We start from the raw sequence: 15831 nt of genomic DNA, 5'->3' as shown, positions 1-15831 counted from the left end.
ATTCTTATAGGTAACCGAGAATAGTATATAAATGAAATGGGGTCACGATAGCGGCCCTGCGAACAGGGCCTGAGAATTACAATTTGCCACTGTAAAGCACCGGGCCTGTGGGGAGTCCAGTGGGCGATCCGCCCTCTGGTTCAAGGCTTATGGCTATCGTGGCGTCAGGAGGGAGCGTTGTGTTCCTGAGGGTGACGCGTGTCGGTATGTCGTTATGCAGCAGCCCCATGGAGACTGGCGCCTGCCCGCCAGGGATCAGCCAAAGCTGGAGGCTGTGTTGCGCCGCGACGGCCGTCGGCCGAAGAGGGGCAATGCTCAGGTGCTGGCGGCTGGCATCCGCGCTGACGACCCATTCCCCGTGCTGTTGGGCATCGTTGAGGACCATCAGCGGAACGAGTTCCGGTGTACGGGTGGCATACCAGGCAACGACCGACAGGGCGGCGAGGGAGGCCGCAACCATCCAGCCGACATAAGGCCGACTTTTGCGTAAAGGCTTTTTGGGCGGCAGGTCGAGGGCGATTCTTTTCCACACCGTCTCGGGTGGAGGGACGGGCACAAGATGACTATCCAGCGTGCTGAACATGTCCTGCCAGTACGCCACGCGGGCGGCCAGAGCCGGTTCACGGAGGACCCTTTTCTGGAACTGAAGCCGTGCTCCTCCCCGCAGCGTGCCGAGGGCATACTCTGCTGCCAGCATGTCGTCGCGTTTTTCTGCGTCATTCATAGCCCCACGCACTCCCGAAGATGATCCATTGCCCGACGTATCCAGCTTTTCACCGAGCCTACAGGCTGCTGGAGCCAGTCGGCAATGTCGCTGTGAGACATTCCCTGATAGTAGGCGAGCGTAATGCTCTGGCGCTGCTCGCTGCTCAAATGTTCGAGACAATGCCTGAGCCGTTCTGCCTGCACATCGTCGTGCCAGTTATTCTGCTCATCGTTCTCGCAAGGCAGAATCGCGTCGTTATACGCCGTCTCGCGGTCGGCAGCGCGGGTTTGCCCGCTGCGCAGCCAGTCAATACAGCGGTTGCGCACAATGTGCGTAAGCCAGGTCATCGGGGAGCTCAGTGTAGCGTTGTAGGTTTCGGCTTTACTCCAGACGGTGATAAAACAGTCGTGAAGGATCTCTTCTGCCCACGCGCGGTCACGCAGCATGCGCAGCGCGACGGCAAACAGGTGTGGCGACGTGAGTCGATAAAGTTGTTCAAATGCACGGCGATCGCCGTTTGCGACCGCCTGCATTAATTTCATTTGCTGTTCAGCCAGCGCGTTATCCATGTTTTTCCCGGAAGGCAACGTCACACTTCCGAAGTATAGACAACTACTTAGGCATCAGGACGGTATCAATCACATCGATCACACCGTTTTTTTGATGAACATCATAGGTGCTAATGTTCGCCACATTGCCTTTACCGTCCTTAAGCTGAATATTGTGCGGGCCGTTGCTCATGATCCACAGCGGCTGACCGTTAACGGTCTTCAGCTCCGCGTGGCCGCCGCCCTGTTTAATTTTCTGCTCCAGCGCTTTCATATCGTAATTACCGGCGACCACGTGATAGGTCAGGATGCTGGTGAGCGTGGCTTTGTTTTCGGGTTTGACCAGGTTCTCGACCGTGCCGGCAGGCAATTTCGCAAACGCTGCATTGGTCGGCGCAAACACGGTGAACGGCCCTTTGCTCTGAAGCGTGTCCACCAGTCCTGCCGCTTTGACGGCGGCTACCAGCGTGGTGTGATCTTTCGAGTTTATGGCGTTTTCAACAATATTTTTGCTCGGGAACATTTCCGCTCCGCCCACCATCACGGAGCCTGACGTCATGGCGGCTGATGCGCCTGCACAGAAGAGTAAAGCGCTGGTTACGAATGCAACACGGGTTAGCTTTTTCATCATCTTTCCTCGGATTGGGGAGCAAAGGGGTTGCTCTCAGACTGATATACGAGGGGCGGGTGGAAACTGGATGCAGGAGGATGAAAATATTTTTGGAAGGGGGGGAAGTGAATTTGAAAGTTGATTTTGGTTAAGTTCTGTTCGCGGGTTTTATGCGCTAATGCCCTTCTGGATCTCCAATATCAGGAACTTAAACTCATGGATGACTCTGAAAATCGTGCTTATCATCGGCCCATCTGGGACGACAATGGACGGTTTCATTATGAATTGATCTCCCAGCCAAAAGAAAATAATTACGTGGCGGTTTGCCTTATGCCGCCGCATAAAATCATTCCGGTTATTTTTATTCCTGGAGTCATGGGGTCAAATTTAAAAAATAAAGACAACAAAGTCTGGCAGTTCAGCGTCGAATCGCTTAAAAAATGGCCGTTAGCAGGCCCGGAGAAAAGAAAACAGCTTCTGGACCCAAAAACCACATCCGTTGATGACAGCGGGAATATCTTCAATGAAGGGGCAGATGGCAAAAAATTCCCGTCCCGCCGTGCACGGGGGTGGGGAAGTGCGTTTTATATGAGCTACGGCGAGGCGCTTGACCGGTTGCAGTACCTACTCAGTGACGACGATATCCTGTTAGATAATTATTTCCGTGAAGCGCAATTACAAACGGCGCGGCAGCGTTTTACCGGTGTAAGGATCGGTGACGAACCTGCAGAGCAAGTGCTGACGGAAGAAGAAACTGCGCACGGCCACCACTTTTTATACCCGCTTCACGTTTTTGGCTATAACTGGCTACAGTCGAATGCTGATTCGGCGGCGTTGCTTGGCCAATATATCAGCAAGGTTCTGGGGTTATATCACGGTCGTCTCGCGGTGGATAAAGTCATTCTGGTTACCCATTCGATGGGAGGCCTGGTTGCCCGGCATTATTCAGAAAACATGAACGGTCAGGGCAATATTCTGGGGATTGTCCACGGGGTGATGCCGGACCTTGGCTCGCCAGCGGCTTATCGACGTATGAAAACCGGCGAACGGGGAATTACCGGGATAATTATCGGGGACAGTGCCGAGAAATTGGTGCCTGTCCTGGCCCAGTCTCCCGGTCCGTTACAGTTGCTGCCGGGCAAGGCTTACGGTCCTGGCTGGCTGAAAATCGAGAGCGGTGGTACGCAACAATCTCTGCCAAAAAGCGATCCATACACGGAAATATACCTGAACAAAACTGACTGGTGGCGGCTGTGTGAGAAGGATTTGCTGCTGGGGGATACGAATAGTGAGTGGCAAGATTTTGTTTACCGGATAAAGAATCCAGTTAAAGAATTCATTGAAAAACTGAATGGAAAATACCACCCGCAGACCTGGCTGTTTTATGGCGCGAGTGCAGACAATAAGTCTGATGCTTTTCTGACGTGGAAAGAACGGCCTGTTCTGCGGCCTGTACCGGTGATGGGCTATCCAGAGCCATCGTCACCGACATATCGGTATGATGCAGGAACAACCTTTGAGTTGATTTCCGCAGGAACGCCCGGCGATGGCACGGTGCCAGTAAAGGCGATCCGGACCAGGTCCCCCAGAATTCTTGGGGTGCTGGCGACCAATGTTGACCATGAAGGGGCCTATGCCGTTGATCCTGTAGATCGCTCCCGTTCAGTTTACAGCGATCTGTCCGACGCCCTGATGTTCACAGTCCGCTCGGTGGTAAAAATCGTGCAGCAGGTGCCGGCACCATGAAAAAATTCCCGTTTCCCCTGCTTATTCCGCTGGCGATGCTGTTGCTGGCGGCAGGATTCTATATTCACAACTTTGTGACGTTTGTTCATACGCCACCAGAATTGACTGCTAAGGAAAAACGTATGGTTGATACCCTGTTTGCCTCCACAAAAGCCCAGTGCGTGGGGCGCTATGTGTTTGAGGTTCCGACCTCTTTTGAAAACACCCGGACCGAAGATGCCAAAATCAATGAGATCAGCATCAGCAGCAAGCGACTTTATCGCCCGGCATTTGAACAACGTATCCGGCTACGAGAGCAGGAGTTGCTGAACGGGCATACAGTGAGGACAGTGGATCAGCCTTTCTTAAAGCAGGTGTACCGGATCAATGAGAATGCGGTGATATTTGACCGGAATAGAAATGGGAGTGAAGGAGGATATGGCCGCACTCTGGAAGGGCACCTGTATATAGATGGGGTAGCGTTTATCCTCAGTCAGGATATTATCGATTTATCAGATCCTAAATATCAACAAGATAAGGAGGATTTTATCAATGCTGGTGTTAGTCCTGGCCATATTAATAACAAACCTCAGAAACTAGCAGAGCTACAGGACTTAATGTCCCGTCTGAGCGTGCGAAAAGATGATGAAATCCCGACACACCCGGGCACCTGTATTTCAGAAGGGTTTATCCGTGACGGGAACGGAAAACCAAAGGAAGACATCACTTTTATTTATCCGCACAGTTCGGCATTTTCTTTTATCGTCTGGAGCAATAATGCTCTGAAAGAAAGCACCACCATGCTGGAGCGAACCGGGGAAATTCAGTCTTATATCAACAGCATTAATGGACGCACATTACGTAAGGGTGAAACGCAGATTGCCGGTTTCGCGGCCAGTGAATGGCTGATTAAGGCCCCACCAAAAAGTTCATCCGATAATTCCTCAGCGCAGCTCATGTTTACCGCCGTAGCGAATGAGACAAATGCAGACTTCATGCATCCCAGTCTTGATCTGACGTTAAGCAACGAAATCCCACCCGAAGGCAGCGACACTGCTCCCCCATCAGCCTATAGCGACGCTGAGCTTGTGGCGATTTGGGATCGCATTACCCGTTCTTTTCGTCTCAGGGACAATGCGTTCTGACTGGTACAAATCCCCGGTGGCGACGTCCGGGGAATTTAATCTATGAAACTGAGTTCCTAACCATTGTTGAAACGTAGTCAGGCAACTCAGCGCCTGACCGGTGCCCCGTTCGCCACATAATACGCGGCCGTGCTCTTCGCCAGCGGCTCGCGTCCACGAATGGCGTCGGCAATCTTCTCGCCGATCATAATGGTGGTGGCGTTCAGGTTGCCGGTGATGATCTGCGGCATAATCGACGCATCCACCACGCGCAGCCCTTCCAGCCCGTGAACGCGGCCTTCGCCGTCGACCACCGCCATCTCGTCGTAACCCATCTTGCAGGTGCCGCACGGGTGGAACGCCGTTTCCGCGTGGTTGCGCACGAACTCATCCAGCTGTTCGTCGGTCTGGCATTCGACGCCCGGGCTGATTTCACGACCGCGGTATTTGTCCAGCGCCGGCTGGTGCATGATCTCGCGGGTAATGCGGATCGCGTCGCGGAACTCCTGCCAGTCCTGCTCGTGAGACATATAGTTGAACAGGATCGCCGGATGCTGGTGCGGATCGCGCGACTGAATGCGCACGTGTCCACGGCTCGGGGAGCGCATGGAGCCGACGTGGCACTGGAAGCCGTGTTCCTTCACCGCGTTTGAGCCGTTGTAGTTAATCGCTACCGGCAGGAAGTGGTACTGAATGTTCGGCCACTCGAACTCCTCGCGGCTGCGGATAAATCCGCCCGCTTCGAAGTGGTTGCTCGCGCCCACGCCGGTGCCGCCAAACAGCCACTCCGCGCCAATCTTCGGCTGGTTCCACCACTGCAGGGCAGGGTAGAGGGAAACCGGCTCTTTGCATTCGTACTGGAGGTACATCTCCAGGTGATCCTGCAGGTTTTCGCCCACGCCGGGTAAATCATGCACCAGCGGGATATCGAACTGCTTCAGCAGCTCAGCGTTGCCTACGCCGGAACGCTGGAGGATCTGCGGTGACGCAATGGCGCCTGCGCACAGGAGGACTTCTTTATTCGCCGTCGCTTTTGACGGAATAGTGCTTTCGCCCTCCAGCCACTCGACGCCCACCGCGCGCTTGCCCTCAAAGAGGATGCGATCGGTCATGGCGTGGGTGCGGATGGTCAGGTTCGGACGCGGTTTTGCCTGGTCCAGATAGCCGCGCGCGGTGCTGGCGCGTCGGCCCTGCGGCGTAACCGTGCGGTCCATCGGGCCGAAGCCTTCCTGCTGGTAGCCGTTGAGATCGTCGGTGCGCGGATAGCCCGCCTGCACGCCTGCTTCCACCATTGCTTCAAACAGCGGGTTTACGCCCGGCTTAGAGGTGGTGACGCTCACCGGACCGTCGCCGCCGTGGTAGTCGTTCGGCCCCACGTCGCGGGTCTCTGCCTTGCGGTAGTAGGGCAGGCAGTTGAGGTAGCTCCAGTGCTCCAGGCCAGGCTCTTTCGCCCAGTGGTCGAGGTCCATCGCGTTACCGCGGATGTAGCACATGCCGTTGATCAATGACGAGCCGCCCAGCCCTTTGCCGCGTCCGCACTCCATGCGGCGGTTGTTCATGAAGGGTTCTGGCTCGGTTTCGTACGCCCAGTTGTAGCGCTTGCCCTGCAGCGGGAAGGCCAGCGCGGCAGGCATCTGGGTGCGGAAATCAAAACGGTAGTCCGGCCCGCCCGCCTCAAGCAGCAGGACGGTGGTGTTCGGATCTTCAGTCAGTCGTGTAGCCAGTACGTTGCCGGCAGAGCCGGCCCCGATAATGATGTAGTCAAATTGCAAATAAACCTCCCGGTTAAAATATGGACTGGAATTTACCCATCTCAACCTGGATGGACTTCACCTGGGTGTAACTCTGCAGCGTCATCACGCCGTTCTCGCGGCCAATGCCGGAGTGCTTGTAGCCGCCAACCGGCATCTCCGCAGCGGATTCACCCCAGGTGTTGATCCAGCAGATGCCCGCTTCAAGCTGATGAATGGCGCCGTGGGCGCGGTTCAGGTCGGTCGTGACGATGCCTGCCGCCAGCCCGTAGTCGGTGTCGTTGGCGCGGCGAATGGCTTCTTCATCGCTTTCATAGGTGAGGATGGACATCACCGGGCCGAAGATCTCTTCGCGCACGATGGTCATCTCGTCGGTGCAGTCGGTGAACACGGTCGGGGCCACCCACGCGCCGTTATCAAATCCGTCGCCCTTCAGCACGTCGCCGCCGCACAGCACCCGCGCGCCTTCTTCTTTGCCTTTGGCGATGTAGCGCATCACGCTGTCGCGGTGCGGGAAGCTGACCATCGGGCCAAAGTTGGTGCGTTCATCGAACAGATCGCCCGCGCGGATGCGGCCCACGCGCTCGACGATTTTCTGCTCAAACGCGGTTTTAAATTTCGCGGGTACGAACACGCGGGTGCCGTTGGTGCACACCTGGCCGGAGCTGAAGAAGTTCGCCATCATCGCGATGTCCGCCGCGAGATCGAGATCCGCATCGTCAAACACAATCAGCGGCGATTTGCCGCCCAGCTCCATCGTCACCTCTTTCAGGGACGAGGCCGCCGAGTTGGCCATCACTTTTTTGCCGCTGGCGACGCCGCCGGTAAAGGAGACTTTCGCGATGCCCGGGTGCTCGGTCAGGTACTGGCCGGTCTCCGCGCCTACGCCCGGCAGGACGTTAAACACGCCGTCCGGAACGCCCGCTTCGGTGTAGATCTCCGCAAGCTTCAGGGCGGTAAGCGGCGTGACTTCGCTCGGCTTGAAGATCATCGCGTTGCCCGCCGCCAGCGCCGGGGCCGATTTCCACAGGGCGATCTGGATCGGGTAGTTCCACGCGCCGATACCCGCCACAACCCCCAGCGGCTCGCGGCGGGTGTAGACGAACGAGGTATCGCGCAGCGGGATCTGGCTGCCTTCCAGCGCCGGGATCAGCCCCGCGTAGTACTCCAGCACGTCCGCACCGGTGACGATGTCGACGGTTGAGGTTTCGGAATACGCTTTACCGGTGTCGAGGGTTTCAAGCTTCGCGAGCTCGTCGTTGCGCTCGCGCAGGATGTCGACGGCACGACGCAGGATGCGCGAGCGCTCCATGGCGGTCATCGCCGCCCAGATTTTTTGCCCGCGCGTTGCGCTTTCCACGGCGCGATTGACGTCTTCGCGCCCGGCGGCCTGCACGCTCGCCAGGACTTCACCGTTGGCCGGGTTGATGGTCTCGAAGGTGCGACCGCTGGTGGCCGATGTATAACCACCATTGATATAAAGCTGCTGTTCTGCCATTCGGGACATAAATTCTCCTCGGTTAGTCGGTCGGTAAATGCTGGCTGATAAAGTGGCTGGTGAGCGACTGGGCCAGGGTTTTATCCAGCGGTTTGCCGCTCAGCGCAGCGCGTAGCCACAGCCCGTCAATCAGCGCGGCGAGCCCGTAGCCCGCTTCCTGCGCCTGTTCGCGCGGCAACACACGGCGGAACTCGTACACCAGGTTCGACAGCAGGCGGCGGCTGCTCACCTGCTGTAAACGGTAGAGCATCGGCTGGTGCATGCTGCTCGCCCAGAAGGCCAGCCAGGCCTTCATCGCCGCGCTGCTGATTTGCGTTTCATCAAAGTTGCCGCCGACAATCGCCTGCAAACGCTGCTCTGCGCTGCCGTCCGGCAGGGCGTGCAGGCGGCTTAATACCGCATCGCGCAGCTGGCCGGTGATGTCGCGCATGGTCGCTTCCAGCAGACCGTTTTTGTCTTTGAAATAGTGGCTGATGATCCCCGTGGACACACCCGCCCGACGGGCGATCTGCGCGATGGTCGCGTCATGCATTCCCACTTCATTTATTGCTTCCAGCGTGGCGTCGATTAGCTGCCTGCGCCGGATCGGCTGCATCCCCACTTTGGGCATTGTTGCCACTCCATTCATCAGCGTTGGTTATACATTAAAGCGGTTTTTGATTGGACGTTCAATATAAAATGTGTCTTAATTGTTGCGGATTTGGATTTTAATAGTTACAAAAACAGTGGGGATACTGGATGACAGACCTTTCACAGGACAGAGAAAAAGACAAAATCAACCCGGTCGTTTTTTATACGTCCGCCGGGCTGATTTTGTTGTTTTCCCTGACGACCATCTTCTTTCGTGATTTTTCTGCCGAGTGGATTGGCCGCACCCTGAACTGGGTATCGAAGACCTTCGGCTGGTACTACCTGCTGGCGGCGACGCTCTATATCGTCTTCGTCGTCTGCATTGCCTGCTCGCGCTTCGGCTCGGTGAAGCTCGGGCCCGAGCAGTCGAAGCCCGAGTTCAGCCTGCTGAGCTGGGCCGCGATGTTGTTTGCCGCGGGCATCGGCATCGACCTGATGTTCTTCTCCGTGGCGGAACCGGTCTCGCAGTATATGCAGCCGCCGGAAGGGACAGGGCAGACGATGGAGGCCGCGCGCCAGGCGATGGTCTGGACGCTGTTCCACTACGGGCTGACGGGCTGGTCAATGTACGCCCTGATGGGCATGGCGCTCGGATACTTTAGCTATCGTTATAATTTGCCCCTCACCATTCGCTCCGCGCTGTATCCGATTTTCGGTAAAAAAATTAACGGACCGATTGGCCACAGCGTCGACATTGCGGCGGTAATCGGCACCATCTTTGGTATCGCGACAACGCTCGGGATTGGCGTGGTGCAGCTCAACTACGGGCTGAGCGTGCTGTTTGATATTCCGGATTCAATGGCGGCGAAAGCGGCGCTGATTGCGCTCTCCGTCATTATCGCCACCATTTCGGTGACGTCGGGCGTCGATAAAGGCATCCGCGTGCTCTCTGAACTGAACGTGGCGCTGGCGCTGGGCCTGATCCTGTTCGTGCTGTTTATGGGCGACACGTCGTTCCTGCTCAACGCCCTGGTGCTGAACGTGGGTGACTACGTGAACCGCTTCATGGGCATGACGCTGAACAGCTTCGCCTTTGACCGTCCGACAGAGTGGATGAACAACTGGACGCTGTTCTTCTGGGCGTGGTGGGTGGCGTGGTCGCCGTTTGTCGGCCTGTTCCTGGCGCGTATTTCACGTGGCCGCACCATTCGTCAGTTTGTGATGGGCACCCTGATCATCCCGTTCACCTTTACCCTGCTGTGGCTGTCGATTTTCGGCAACAGCGCGCTGCATGAGATCATCCACGGCAATGCGACCTTCGCGCAGGAAGCGATGGCGCATCCGGAGCGCGGCTTCTACAGCCTGCTGGCGCAGTACCCGGCGTTTACCTTTAGCGCCTCGGTAGCGACTATTACCGGCCTGCTGTTCTACGTCACCTCGGCGGATTCCGGCGCGCTGGTGCTGGGGAACTTCACCTCGAAGCTAAAAGACATCAACAGCGACGCGCCGAACTGGCTGCGCATCTTCTGGTCCGTCGCCATCGGACTGCTGACGCTCGGCATGCTGATGACCAACGGCATTTCGGCGCTGCAGAACACCACGGTGATCATGGGCCTGCCGTTCAGCTTTGTGATCTTCTTCGTGATGGCCGGGCTGTATAAATCGCTCAAAGTGGAAGACTATCGCCGCGTCAGCGCCAGCCGCGACACCGCGCCGCGGCCAATGGGCGCTCAGGACAGGCTGAGCTGGAAGAAACGCCTGTCGCGCCTGATGAACTACCCGGGCACGCGCTACACTAAACAGATGATGGAGACGATCTGCTACCCGGCGATGGAAGAGGTGGCGCAGGAGCTGAGGCTGCGCGGCGCCTACGTGGAGCTGAAAAACCTGCCGCCGGAAGAGGGCGAAAATCTGGGACATCTGGATCTGCTGGTGCACATGGGCGACGAGCAGAACTTTGTCTATCAGATCTGGCCGCAGCAGTACTCGGTACCTGGCTTTACCTATCGGGCGCGCAGCGGGAAATCAACCTACTACCGGCTGGAGACGTTCCTGCTGGAAGGTAGCCAGGGGAATGATTTGATGGATTACAGCAAGGAGCAGGTGATTACGGATATTCTGGACCAGTATGAGCGGCACCTGAACTTTATCCATCTGCACAGGGAAGCGCCGGGGAATAGCGTGATGTTCCCGGATGTCTAAACGGATTCTTAAAATACCTTTAAGCTGTATATAAATACAGTTATTTGGCGCAGCATTACTCAAGGAAGAGTAACCATGCAGCATGAGCCTGGTGTTGAAGCATTCGGGCTTTTGCTGCGTTTAGGGAAGGAACTATGGATGAGTCATGCGATAGAGTTTATCTAAACATCACTCTTTACCCGACAGATTAAAAGCATTGCTACGGATGATGAATTAAATGATCTGCAAAAGGAACTTATTGCGTGGCCTGATAAAGGTGACCTGATCCAGCAGACGGGTGGTTTACGTAAAATAAGGATGGCGGCAGCCTCAAAGGGAAAGAGAGGGGGTATCAGAGTGATTTACTTTCTGGCCACGGAGGAGGTGATCTATTTCATTATGGCCTATCCAAAATGCATAAAGGACAGCCTGACAGAGGCAGAGAAAGCAGAACTTAAAAAGCTGACTTCCATTCTGAAAAATACTGCTTCCAGTGCCGTAAATGAGAGGTGTACTATGTACCCTAATCAGGCAGGTGGAGGCTAATAATGAGTATTTTTAATGAATTAAAATCTTCGCTTGAAGAGGCCGTTGAGATCCATAACGGAAGAAAAGCCGCTTCCCGAGTAACCCGCTATGAAGTTGCTGATGTGCGTGCCATCAGAGAGCAGCTCAATATCACGCAAAGCGAAATGGCGAAGGCGCTTGGCACGAGCGTCGATACGATAAAGAGCTGGGAGTCCAAACGCCGCAATCCAACCGGGCTGGCGGCGAAGGTACTTAATGTGATTCGGGAGAATCCTGCATTTTACAAGGCACTTGCCGGGCTGTGAGTCGCCCTTATGCCGGGTGGCGCTGCGCTTACCCGGCCTTCAAAACTGCTTTTCCGTAGGCCTGATAAGCGAAGCGCCGTCAGGCCCACCCTTCATTGACATAACTTTAATGATAACCATTTTCATTTAAATATAGCCTGTGCTATACCTTATAGCACGGGCTAATTTTGCTTTGAATTTCACCACCTCAGGAGACTTCTGCGATGCACCCACTGCAAGGATTGAAGCGTCTGTTGCTCGGCGCGCTGCTCATGACTGCGACCACGACCGGCGCGCTGGCAGCTGAAAAGTTCCAGGTTATCACTACCTTTACCGTTATCGCCGATATGGCGAAAAACGTGGCAGGTGACGCCGCAGACGTGACGTCCATCACTAAGCCGGGCGCTGAAATCCACGAGTACCAGCCCACCCCGGGCGATATCAAACGCGCGCAGAAGGCGCAGCTAATTCTGGCGAACGGTATGAATCTGGAACTCTGGTTCCAGCGCTTTTATCAGCACCTGAACGGCGTGCCGGAAGTCATTGTCACCAAAGGCATCACCCCGATGGGCATCAGCGAAGGGCCGTATAACGGCAAGCCCAACCCGCACGCGTGGATGTCGCCGGACAACGCCCTGATTTACGTCGATAACATCCGCGACGCGCTGGTGAAGTACGATCCGGCCAACGCGCAGACGTATCAGCGCAATGCGGAAGCCTACAAGCAGAAGATCGTCGCGACCCTCGAACCGCTGCGCAAGCAGGTTGCGGCGATCCCGGAAGACAAACGCTGGATGGTGACCAGCGAGGGCGCCTTCTCCTATCTTGCGCGGGATCTGGGCATGAAGGAACTTTACCTGTGGCCGATCAACGCCGATCGGCAGGGGACGCCGCAGCAGGTGCGCAAGGTGATCGATCTGGTGAAGAAACATCGCATCCCGGCGGTATTCAGCGAAAGCACGGTCTCCGATAAGCCGGCGCGTCAGGTGGCGCGGGAAACCGGCGCCCACTACGGCGGCGTGCTGTACGTTGACTCCCTGAGTGCGGAAAACGGCCCGGTGCCGACCTATATCGATCTGCTGAACGTGACCACCCGCACGCTGGTGCAGGGCATTCGCGACGGCATGAAGGAGTGACCATGCAAAAGGGGATTGTCGTCACGGACGTGACCGTGACCTACCGCAACGGCCACACGGCGCTGCGCAATGCGTCGTTCAGCGTGCCCGGCGGATCGATTGCCGCGCTGGTGGGGGTGAACGGCTCCGGCAAGTCCACGCTGTTTAAGGCGGTGATGGGCTTTGTGCGGGCGGCGAGCGGCACTATCACCCTCCATGGGCTGCCGCCTCACCGGGCGCTGCGCCAGAACCTGGTCGCCTACGTGCCGCAGTCGGAAGAGGTCGACTGGTCGTTTCCGGTGCTGGTTGAGGACGTGGTGATGATGGGGCGCTACGGGCATATGGGGTTTCTGCGGCGGCCTAAAGCGCAGGATCGGCAGATCGTGACCGACGCCCTGAAGCGCGTGGATATGCTCGAGCTGCGCCATCGGCAGATTGGCGAACTGTCCGGCGGGCAAAAGAAGCGCGTCTTCCTGGCGCGGGCGATTGCCCAGCAGGGCGAGGTGATCCTGCTCGACGAGCCGTTTACCGGTGTGGACGTTAAAACCGAAGCCAGAATCATCAGCCTGCTGCGCGAGTTGCGAGACGAGGGCAAAGCCATGCTGGTCTCGACCCACAATTTGGGCTCGGTCACGGAGTTTTGCGATTACACGGTGATGGTCAAAGGCACCGTGCTGGCGAGCGGTCCGACGGAAACCACCTTCACCGCCGAAAACCTTGAGCGCGCCTTCAGCGGCGTGCTGCGCCACGTGGTACTCAGCGGCTCGGAAGATCGCATCATTACCGACGATGAGCGACCCTTCGTGACGCACCGGCAGGAGGCAAAATGAACGCGCTTCTCGAACCCTTCAGCTATGAGTACATGCTTAACGCGATGTGGGTCTCGGCGATGGTGGGTGGGCTGTGCGCGTTTCTCTCCTGCTACCTGATGCTCAAAGGCTGGTCGCTGATCGGCGATGCGCTCTCTCACTCCATCGTGCCGGGCGTGGCGGGGGCTTACATGCTCGGGCTGCCGTTCTCGCTGGGGGCTTTCCTGTCGGGCGGGCTGGCGGCGGGCAGCATGCTGTTTCTCAACCAGCGCAGCCGCCTGAAGGAGGACGCCATCATCGGGCTGATCTTCTCCTCCTTTTTCGGGCTGGGGCTGTTTATGGTCTCGCTCAACCCAACCTCGGTGAATATTCAGACCATCGTGCTCGGCAATATTCTGGCTATCGCCCCGGAGGATATCGTCCAGCTGGCGATTATCGGCGTGGTGTCGATGGTTATCCTGCTGTTCAAATGGAAAGATCTGATGGTGACCTTTTTTGATGAGAACCACGCCCGCGCCATCGGCCTGCGCCCGGAGCGCCTGAAGGTACTGTTCTTCACGCTGCTGGCGGTCTCCACCGTGGCGGCGCTGCAAACCGTCGGCGCGTTTCTGGTGATTTGCCTGGTGGTTACGCCCGGCGCAACCGCGTGGCTGCTCACCGACCGCTTCCCGCGTCTGCTGATGATTGCCGTCGCCATTGGCAGCCTCACCAGCTTCCTCGGCGCGTGGGCTAGCTATTACCTGGACGGCGCCACCGGCGGCATTATTGTGGTCGCCCAGACGCTGCTGTTCCTGCTGGCGTTCGTTTTTGCGCCGAAGCACGGGCTGCTCGCCAGCCGTGGTCGCGCGAAGGAGGCACACCCATGATGGCGCTGCTCCTTGAACCCTTCCAGTTTGCGTTCATGAACAACGCGCTGCTGATTTCACTTCTGGTAGCCGTGCCCTGCGCGCTGCTGTCGGTTTTTCTGGTGCTCAAAGGCTGGGCACTGATGGGCGACGCCATGAGCCACGCGGTGTTTCCCGGCGTGGTGCTGGCGTGGGTGATGGGCCTGCCGCTGGCGGTGGGCGCGTTCGTTGCCGGTCTGTTTTGCGCGGTCGCCACCGGCTACCTCAAGGACAATAGCCGGATCAAGCAGGATACGGTTATGGGGATTGTCTTTTCCGGGATGTTCGGCGCGGGGCTGGTCCTTTATATCGCCGTCAAACCTGAGGTGCATCTCGACCACATTCTGTTCGGCGATATGCTGGGCATTAACGGGATGGACATTCTGCAAAGCGGTCTCGTCGCGGGGCTGATTGCGCTGGTGATTGGCCTGAAATGGCGCGATTTCCTGCTGTTCTGCTTTGACTATCAGCAGGCGCAGGCGAGCGGCCTGCGCGCCCGCTGGCTGCACTATGGCTTACTGTGCATGGTTTCGCTGACCATCGTGGCGACGCTGAAGGCGGTGGGGATTATTCTGTCGATTTCGCTGCTGATTGCCCCCGGCGCGGTGGCGGTGCTGATCGCCCGACGCTTCCACATGGCGCTGCTGGTGGCTGTGGCGGTATCAGTACTGGTGTCGGTCAGCGGCGTGTATGCCTCGTTTTATCTCGACAGCGCGCCCGCGCCGACCATTGTGGTCCTGTTCGCGGTGGTGTTTATCTTGACGTTTGTGGTGACCAGCGTGAAGGCGCGTCGGCAGGAACGTGTGACAGCAGGGTGATGACCTGTTCGCCGTCGAGTAGCCAGTGAAGTGTGAAGGCTAAACCTTCGTCAAATCCCGTCAGCGGACGAGTCAGCGCCAGCATCAGCGCCTCTTTATCGAGCATTGTGACGCGCGCGCTGTCAAACCCCATGTAAGCCTGCACCTGCGGAAAGAGGGCCTTAAACAGGCTCTCTTTGGCGCTGAAAACCAGCGTCAGGGCGAGGGCGAACGGGTAACCCGAGCGGGAAAGCACATGCTCTTCTTGGGCATCTATAATGCCATCTTTGATTTCCCTTGCTTCATTTTCGGCGAGGATCGCTTCACTATCGATACCGATAAGCGCAGGGTATGGCGCGACGACAGCCATCGCCTCCGTGCCGCTGTGGGTGATGCTGCCGGAAATTCCGTCCGGCCAGAGCGGTTCCCCGCTGGGGCCGATGGCGGGAACGGTGTGGTCAGGTAAGGCGTGCGCGGCGGCGATGCGTCCCGCCAGATGGTCAGCCTTGCGTTTACGTCCGGCGTCAGCGAGCTGGGCGTGATGGGGGAGCCAGAGGAGATCGGCGTCGGTGAAGGTGGCGGGGTCGAAGGTGATGCGGTGGAGGGTGAGGCCGGCGAGAGAAAATGTGCTGTGGTTGGTGTGCATGGTTTTTCCCTCTGAATTGTGCGGACTGATGCCCTCACCCCAACCCTCTCCCACA

At 57.3% G+C, this 15831-nt stretch carries 16 protein-coding genes; 9 read left to right on the top strand and 7 right to left on the bottom strand.

Annotated elements, in window-relative coordinates:
- Positions 1–76: 76 nt before the first annotated feature.
- From APT89_RS22735 to APT89_RS22725, 3 genes are read right to left on the bottom strand one after another with little or no spacing between them, the layout of a single operon-like run.
- Positions 77–724 carry an anti-sigma factor gene (locus APT89_RS22735; RefSeq protein WP_041910972.1) on the bottom strand — a complete coding sequence of 216 codons (648 nt, stop codon included), beginning with the start codon at positions 722–724 and terminating at the stop codon, positions 77–79.
- Positions 721–1275: an RNA polymerase sigma factor gene (locus APT89_RS22730; RefSeq protein ID WP_060573714.1), complete on the bottom strand. Its 555-nt coding sequence runs from the start codon at positions 1273–1275 to the stop codon at positions 721–723. The genes APT89_RS22735 and APT89_RS22730 overlap by 4 nt, the downstream gene beginning before the upstream one ends.
- Positions 1276–1318: 43 nt before the next feature.
- Entirely contained in the window at positions 1319–1882 is a 564-nt protein-coding gene (locus APT89_RS22725; RefSeq protein WP_024906966.1) for a fasciclin domain-containing protein, read from the bottom strand.
- A 198-nt stretch (positions 1883–2080) separates the two neighbouring features.
- Here APT89_RS22725 and APT89_RS22720 point away from each other — a divergent pair, with 198 nt between their 5' ends.
- Both APT89_RS22720 and APT89_RS22715 read left to right on the top strand, forming a co-directional pair.
- Positions 2081–3610 (top strand): esterase/lipase family protein, encoded by a 1530-nt coding sequence (locus tag APT89_RS22720; RefSeq protein WP_072201819.1) that lies wholly within the window; start codon positions 2081–2083, stop codon positions 3608–3610.
- Positions 3607–4734 carry a T6SS immunity protein Tli4 family protein gene (locus APT89_RS22715; RefSeq protein WP_060573710.1) on the top strand — a complete coding sequence of 376 codons (1128 nt, stop codon included), beginning with the start codon at positions 3607–3609 and terminating at the stop codon, positions 4732–4734. The genes APT89_RS22720 and APT89_RS22715 overlap by 4 nt, the downstream gene beginning before the upstream one ends.
- 86 nt (positions 4735–4820) lie before the next feature.
- On the opposite strand, the gene betA is transcribed toward APT89_RS22715, so the two are convergent.
- The 3 genes from betA to betI are packed head-to-tail and all read right to left on the bottom strand — an operon-like array spanning position 4821 to position 8572.
- Positions 4821–6485 carry a choline dehydrogenase gene (gene betA, locus APT89_RS22710; protein WP_060573708.1) on the bottom strand — a complete coding sequence of 555 codons (1665 nt, stop codon included), beginning with the start codon at positions 6483–6485 and terminating at the stop codon, positions 4821–4823.
- Positions 6486–6498: 13 nt separating this feature from the next.
- Complete coding sequence (gene betB, locus APT89_RS22705; RefSeq protein ID WP_045631292.1) at positions 6499–7971, bottom strand: betaine-aldehyde dehydrogenase; 1473 nt, start codon at positions 7969–7971, stop codon at positions 6499–6501.
- 13 nt (positions 7972–7984) lie between these two features.
- Positions 7985–8572: a transcriptional regulator BetI gene (betI, locus tag APT89_RS22700; RefSeq protein WP_041910966.1), complete on the bottom strand. Its 588-nt coding sequence runs from the start codon at positions 8570–8572 to the stop codon at positions 7985–7987.
- A 128-nt stretch (positions 8573–8700) separates the two neighbouring features.
- On the opposite strand from betI, the gene betT reads away from it, so the two are divergent.
- The 7 genes from betT to APT89_RS22665 all read left to right on the top strand — a co-directional run bounded on the left by betT (position 8701) and on the right by APT89_RS22665 (position 15151).
- Positions 8701–10734, top strand: a complete 2034-nt coding sequence (gene betT / locus APT89_RS22695) for a choline BCCT transporter BetT (protein ID WP_060573706.1) — start codon at positions 8701–8703, stop codon at positions 10732–10734.
- 186 nt (positions 10735–10920) lie between these two features.
- Positions 10921–11259 (top strand): type II toxin-antitoxin system RelE/ParE family toxin, encoded by a 339-nt coding sequence (locus APT89_RS24685; protein WP_319874959.1) that lies wholly within the window; start codon positions 10921–10923, stop codon positions 11257–11259.
- Positions 11260–11261: 2 nt separating this feature from the next.
- Positions 11262–11546: a NadS family protein gene (nadS, locus tag APT89_RS22685; RefSeq protein ID WP_041910964.1), complete on the top strand. Its 285-nt coding sequence runs from the start codon at positions 11262–11264 to the stop codon at positions 11544–11546.
- A gap of 203 nt (positions 11547–11749) precedes the next feature.
- The gene (locus tag APT89_RS22680; protein WP_045631294.1) at positions 11750–12661 is read left to right on the top strand and encodes a metal ABC transporter substrate-binding protein; all 912 of its coding nucleotides are present in this window, start codon (positions 11750–11752) and stop codon (positions 12659–12661) included.
- Between the two features lie 2 nt (positions 12662–12663).
- Positions 12664–13470 carry a manganese/iron ABC transporter ATP-binding protein gene (locus tag APT89_RS22675; protein ID WP_060573704.1) on the top strand — a complete coding sequence of 269 codons (807 nt, stop codon included), beginning with the start codon at positions 12664–12666 and terminating at the stop codon, positions 13468–13470.
- Positions 13467–14315, top strand: a complete 849-nt coding sequence (gene sitC, locus APT89_RS22670; RefSeq protein WP_060573702.1) for an iron/manganese ABC transporter permease subunit SitC — start codon at positions 13467–13469, stop codon at positions 14313–14315. Before APT89_RS22675 ends, sitC begins: the two co-directional genes overlap by 4 nt.
- Complete coding sequence (locus tag APT89_RS22665) at positions 14312–15151, top strand: metal ABC transporter permease (RefSeq protein WP_060573701.1); 840 nt, start codon at positions 14312–14314, stop codon at positions 15149–15151. The genes sitC and APT89_RS22665 overlap by 4 nt, the downstream gene beginning before the upstream one ends.
- Here APT89_RS22665 and entD read toward each other — a convergent pair.
- Positions 15087–15776, bottom strand: a complete 690-nt coding sequence (gene entD, locus APT89_RS22660; RefSeq protein WP_060573698.1) for an enterobactin synthase subunit EntD — start codon at positions 15774–15776, stop codon at positions 15087–15089. The genes APT89_RS22665 and entD overlap by 65 nt on opposite strands.
- Between the last annotated feature and the right edge of the window lie 55 nt (positions 15777–15831).

This window comes from Enterobacter sp. 50588862 (assembly GCF_001462935.1).
Lineage (GTDB): Bacteria > Pseudomonadota > Gammaproteobacteria > Enterobacterales > Enterobacteriaceae > Enterobacter > Enterobacter bugandensis.
Note: the sequence above shows the minus strand (reverse complement) of the source record. Positions and strands in the feature narration are given on the sequence as shown.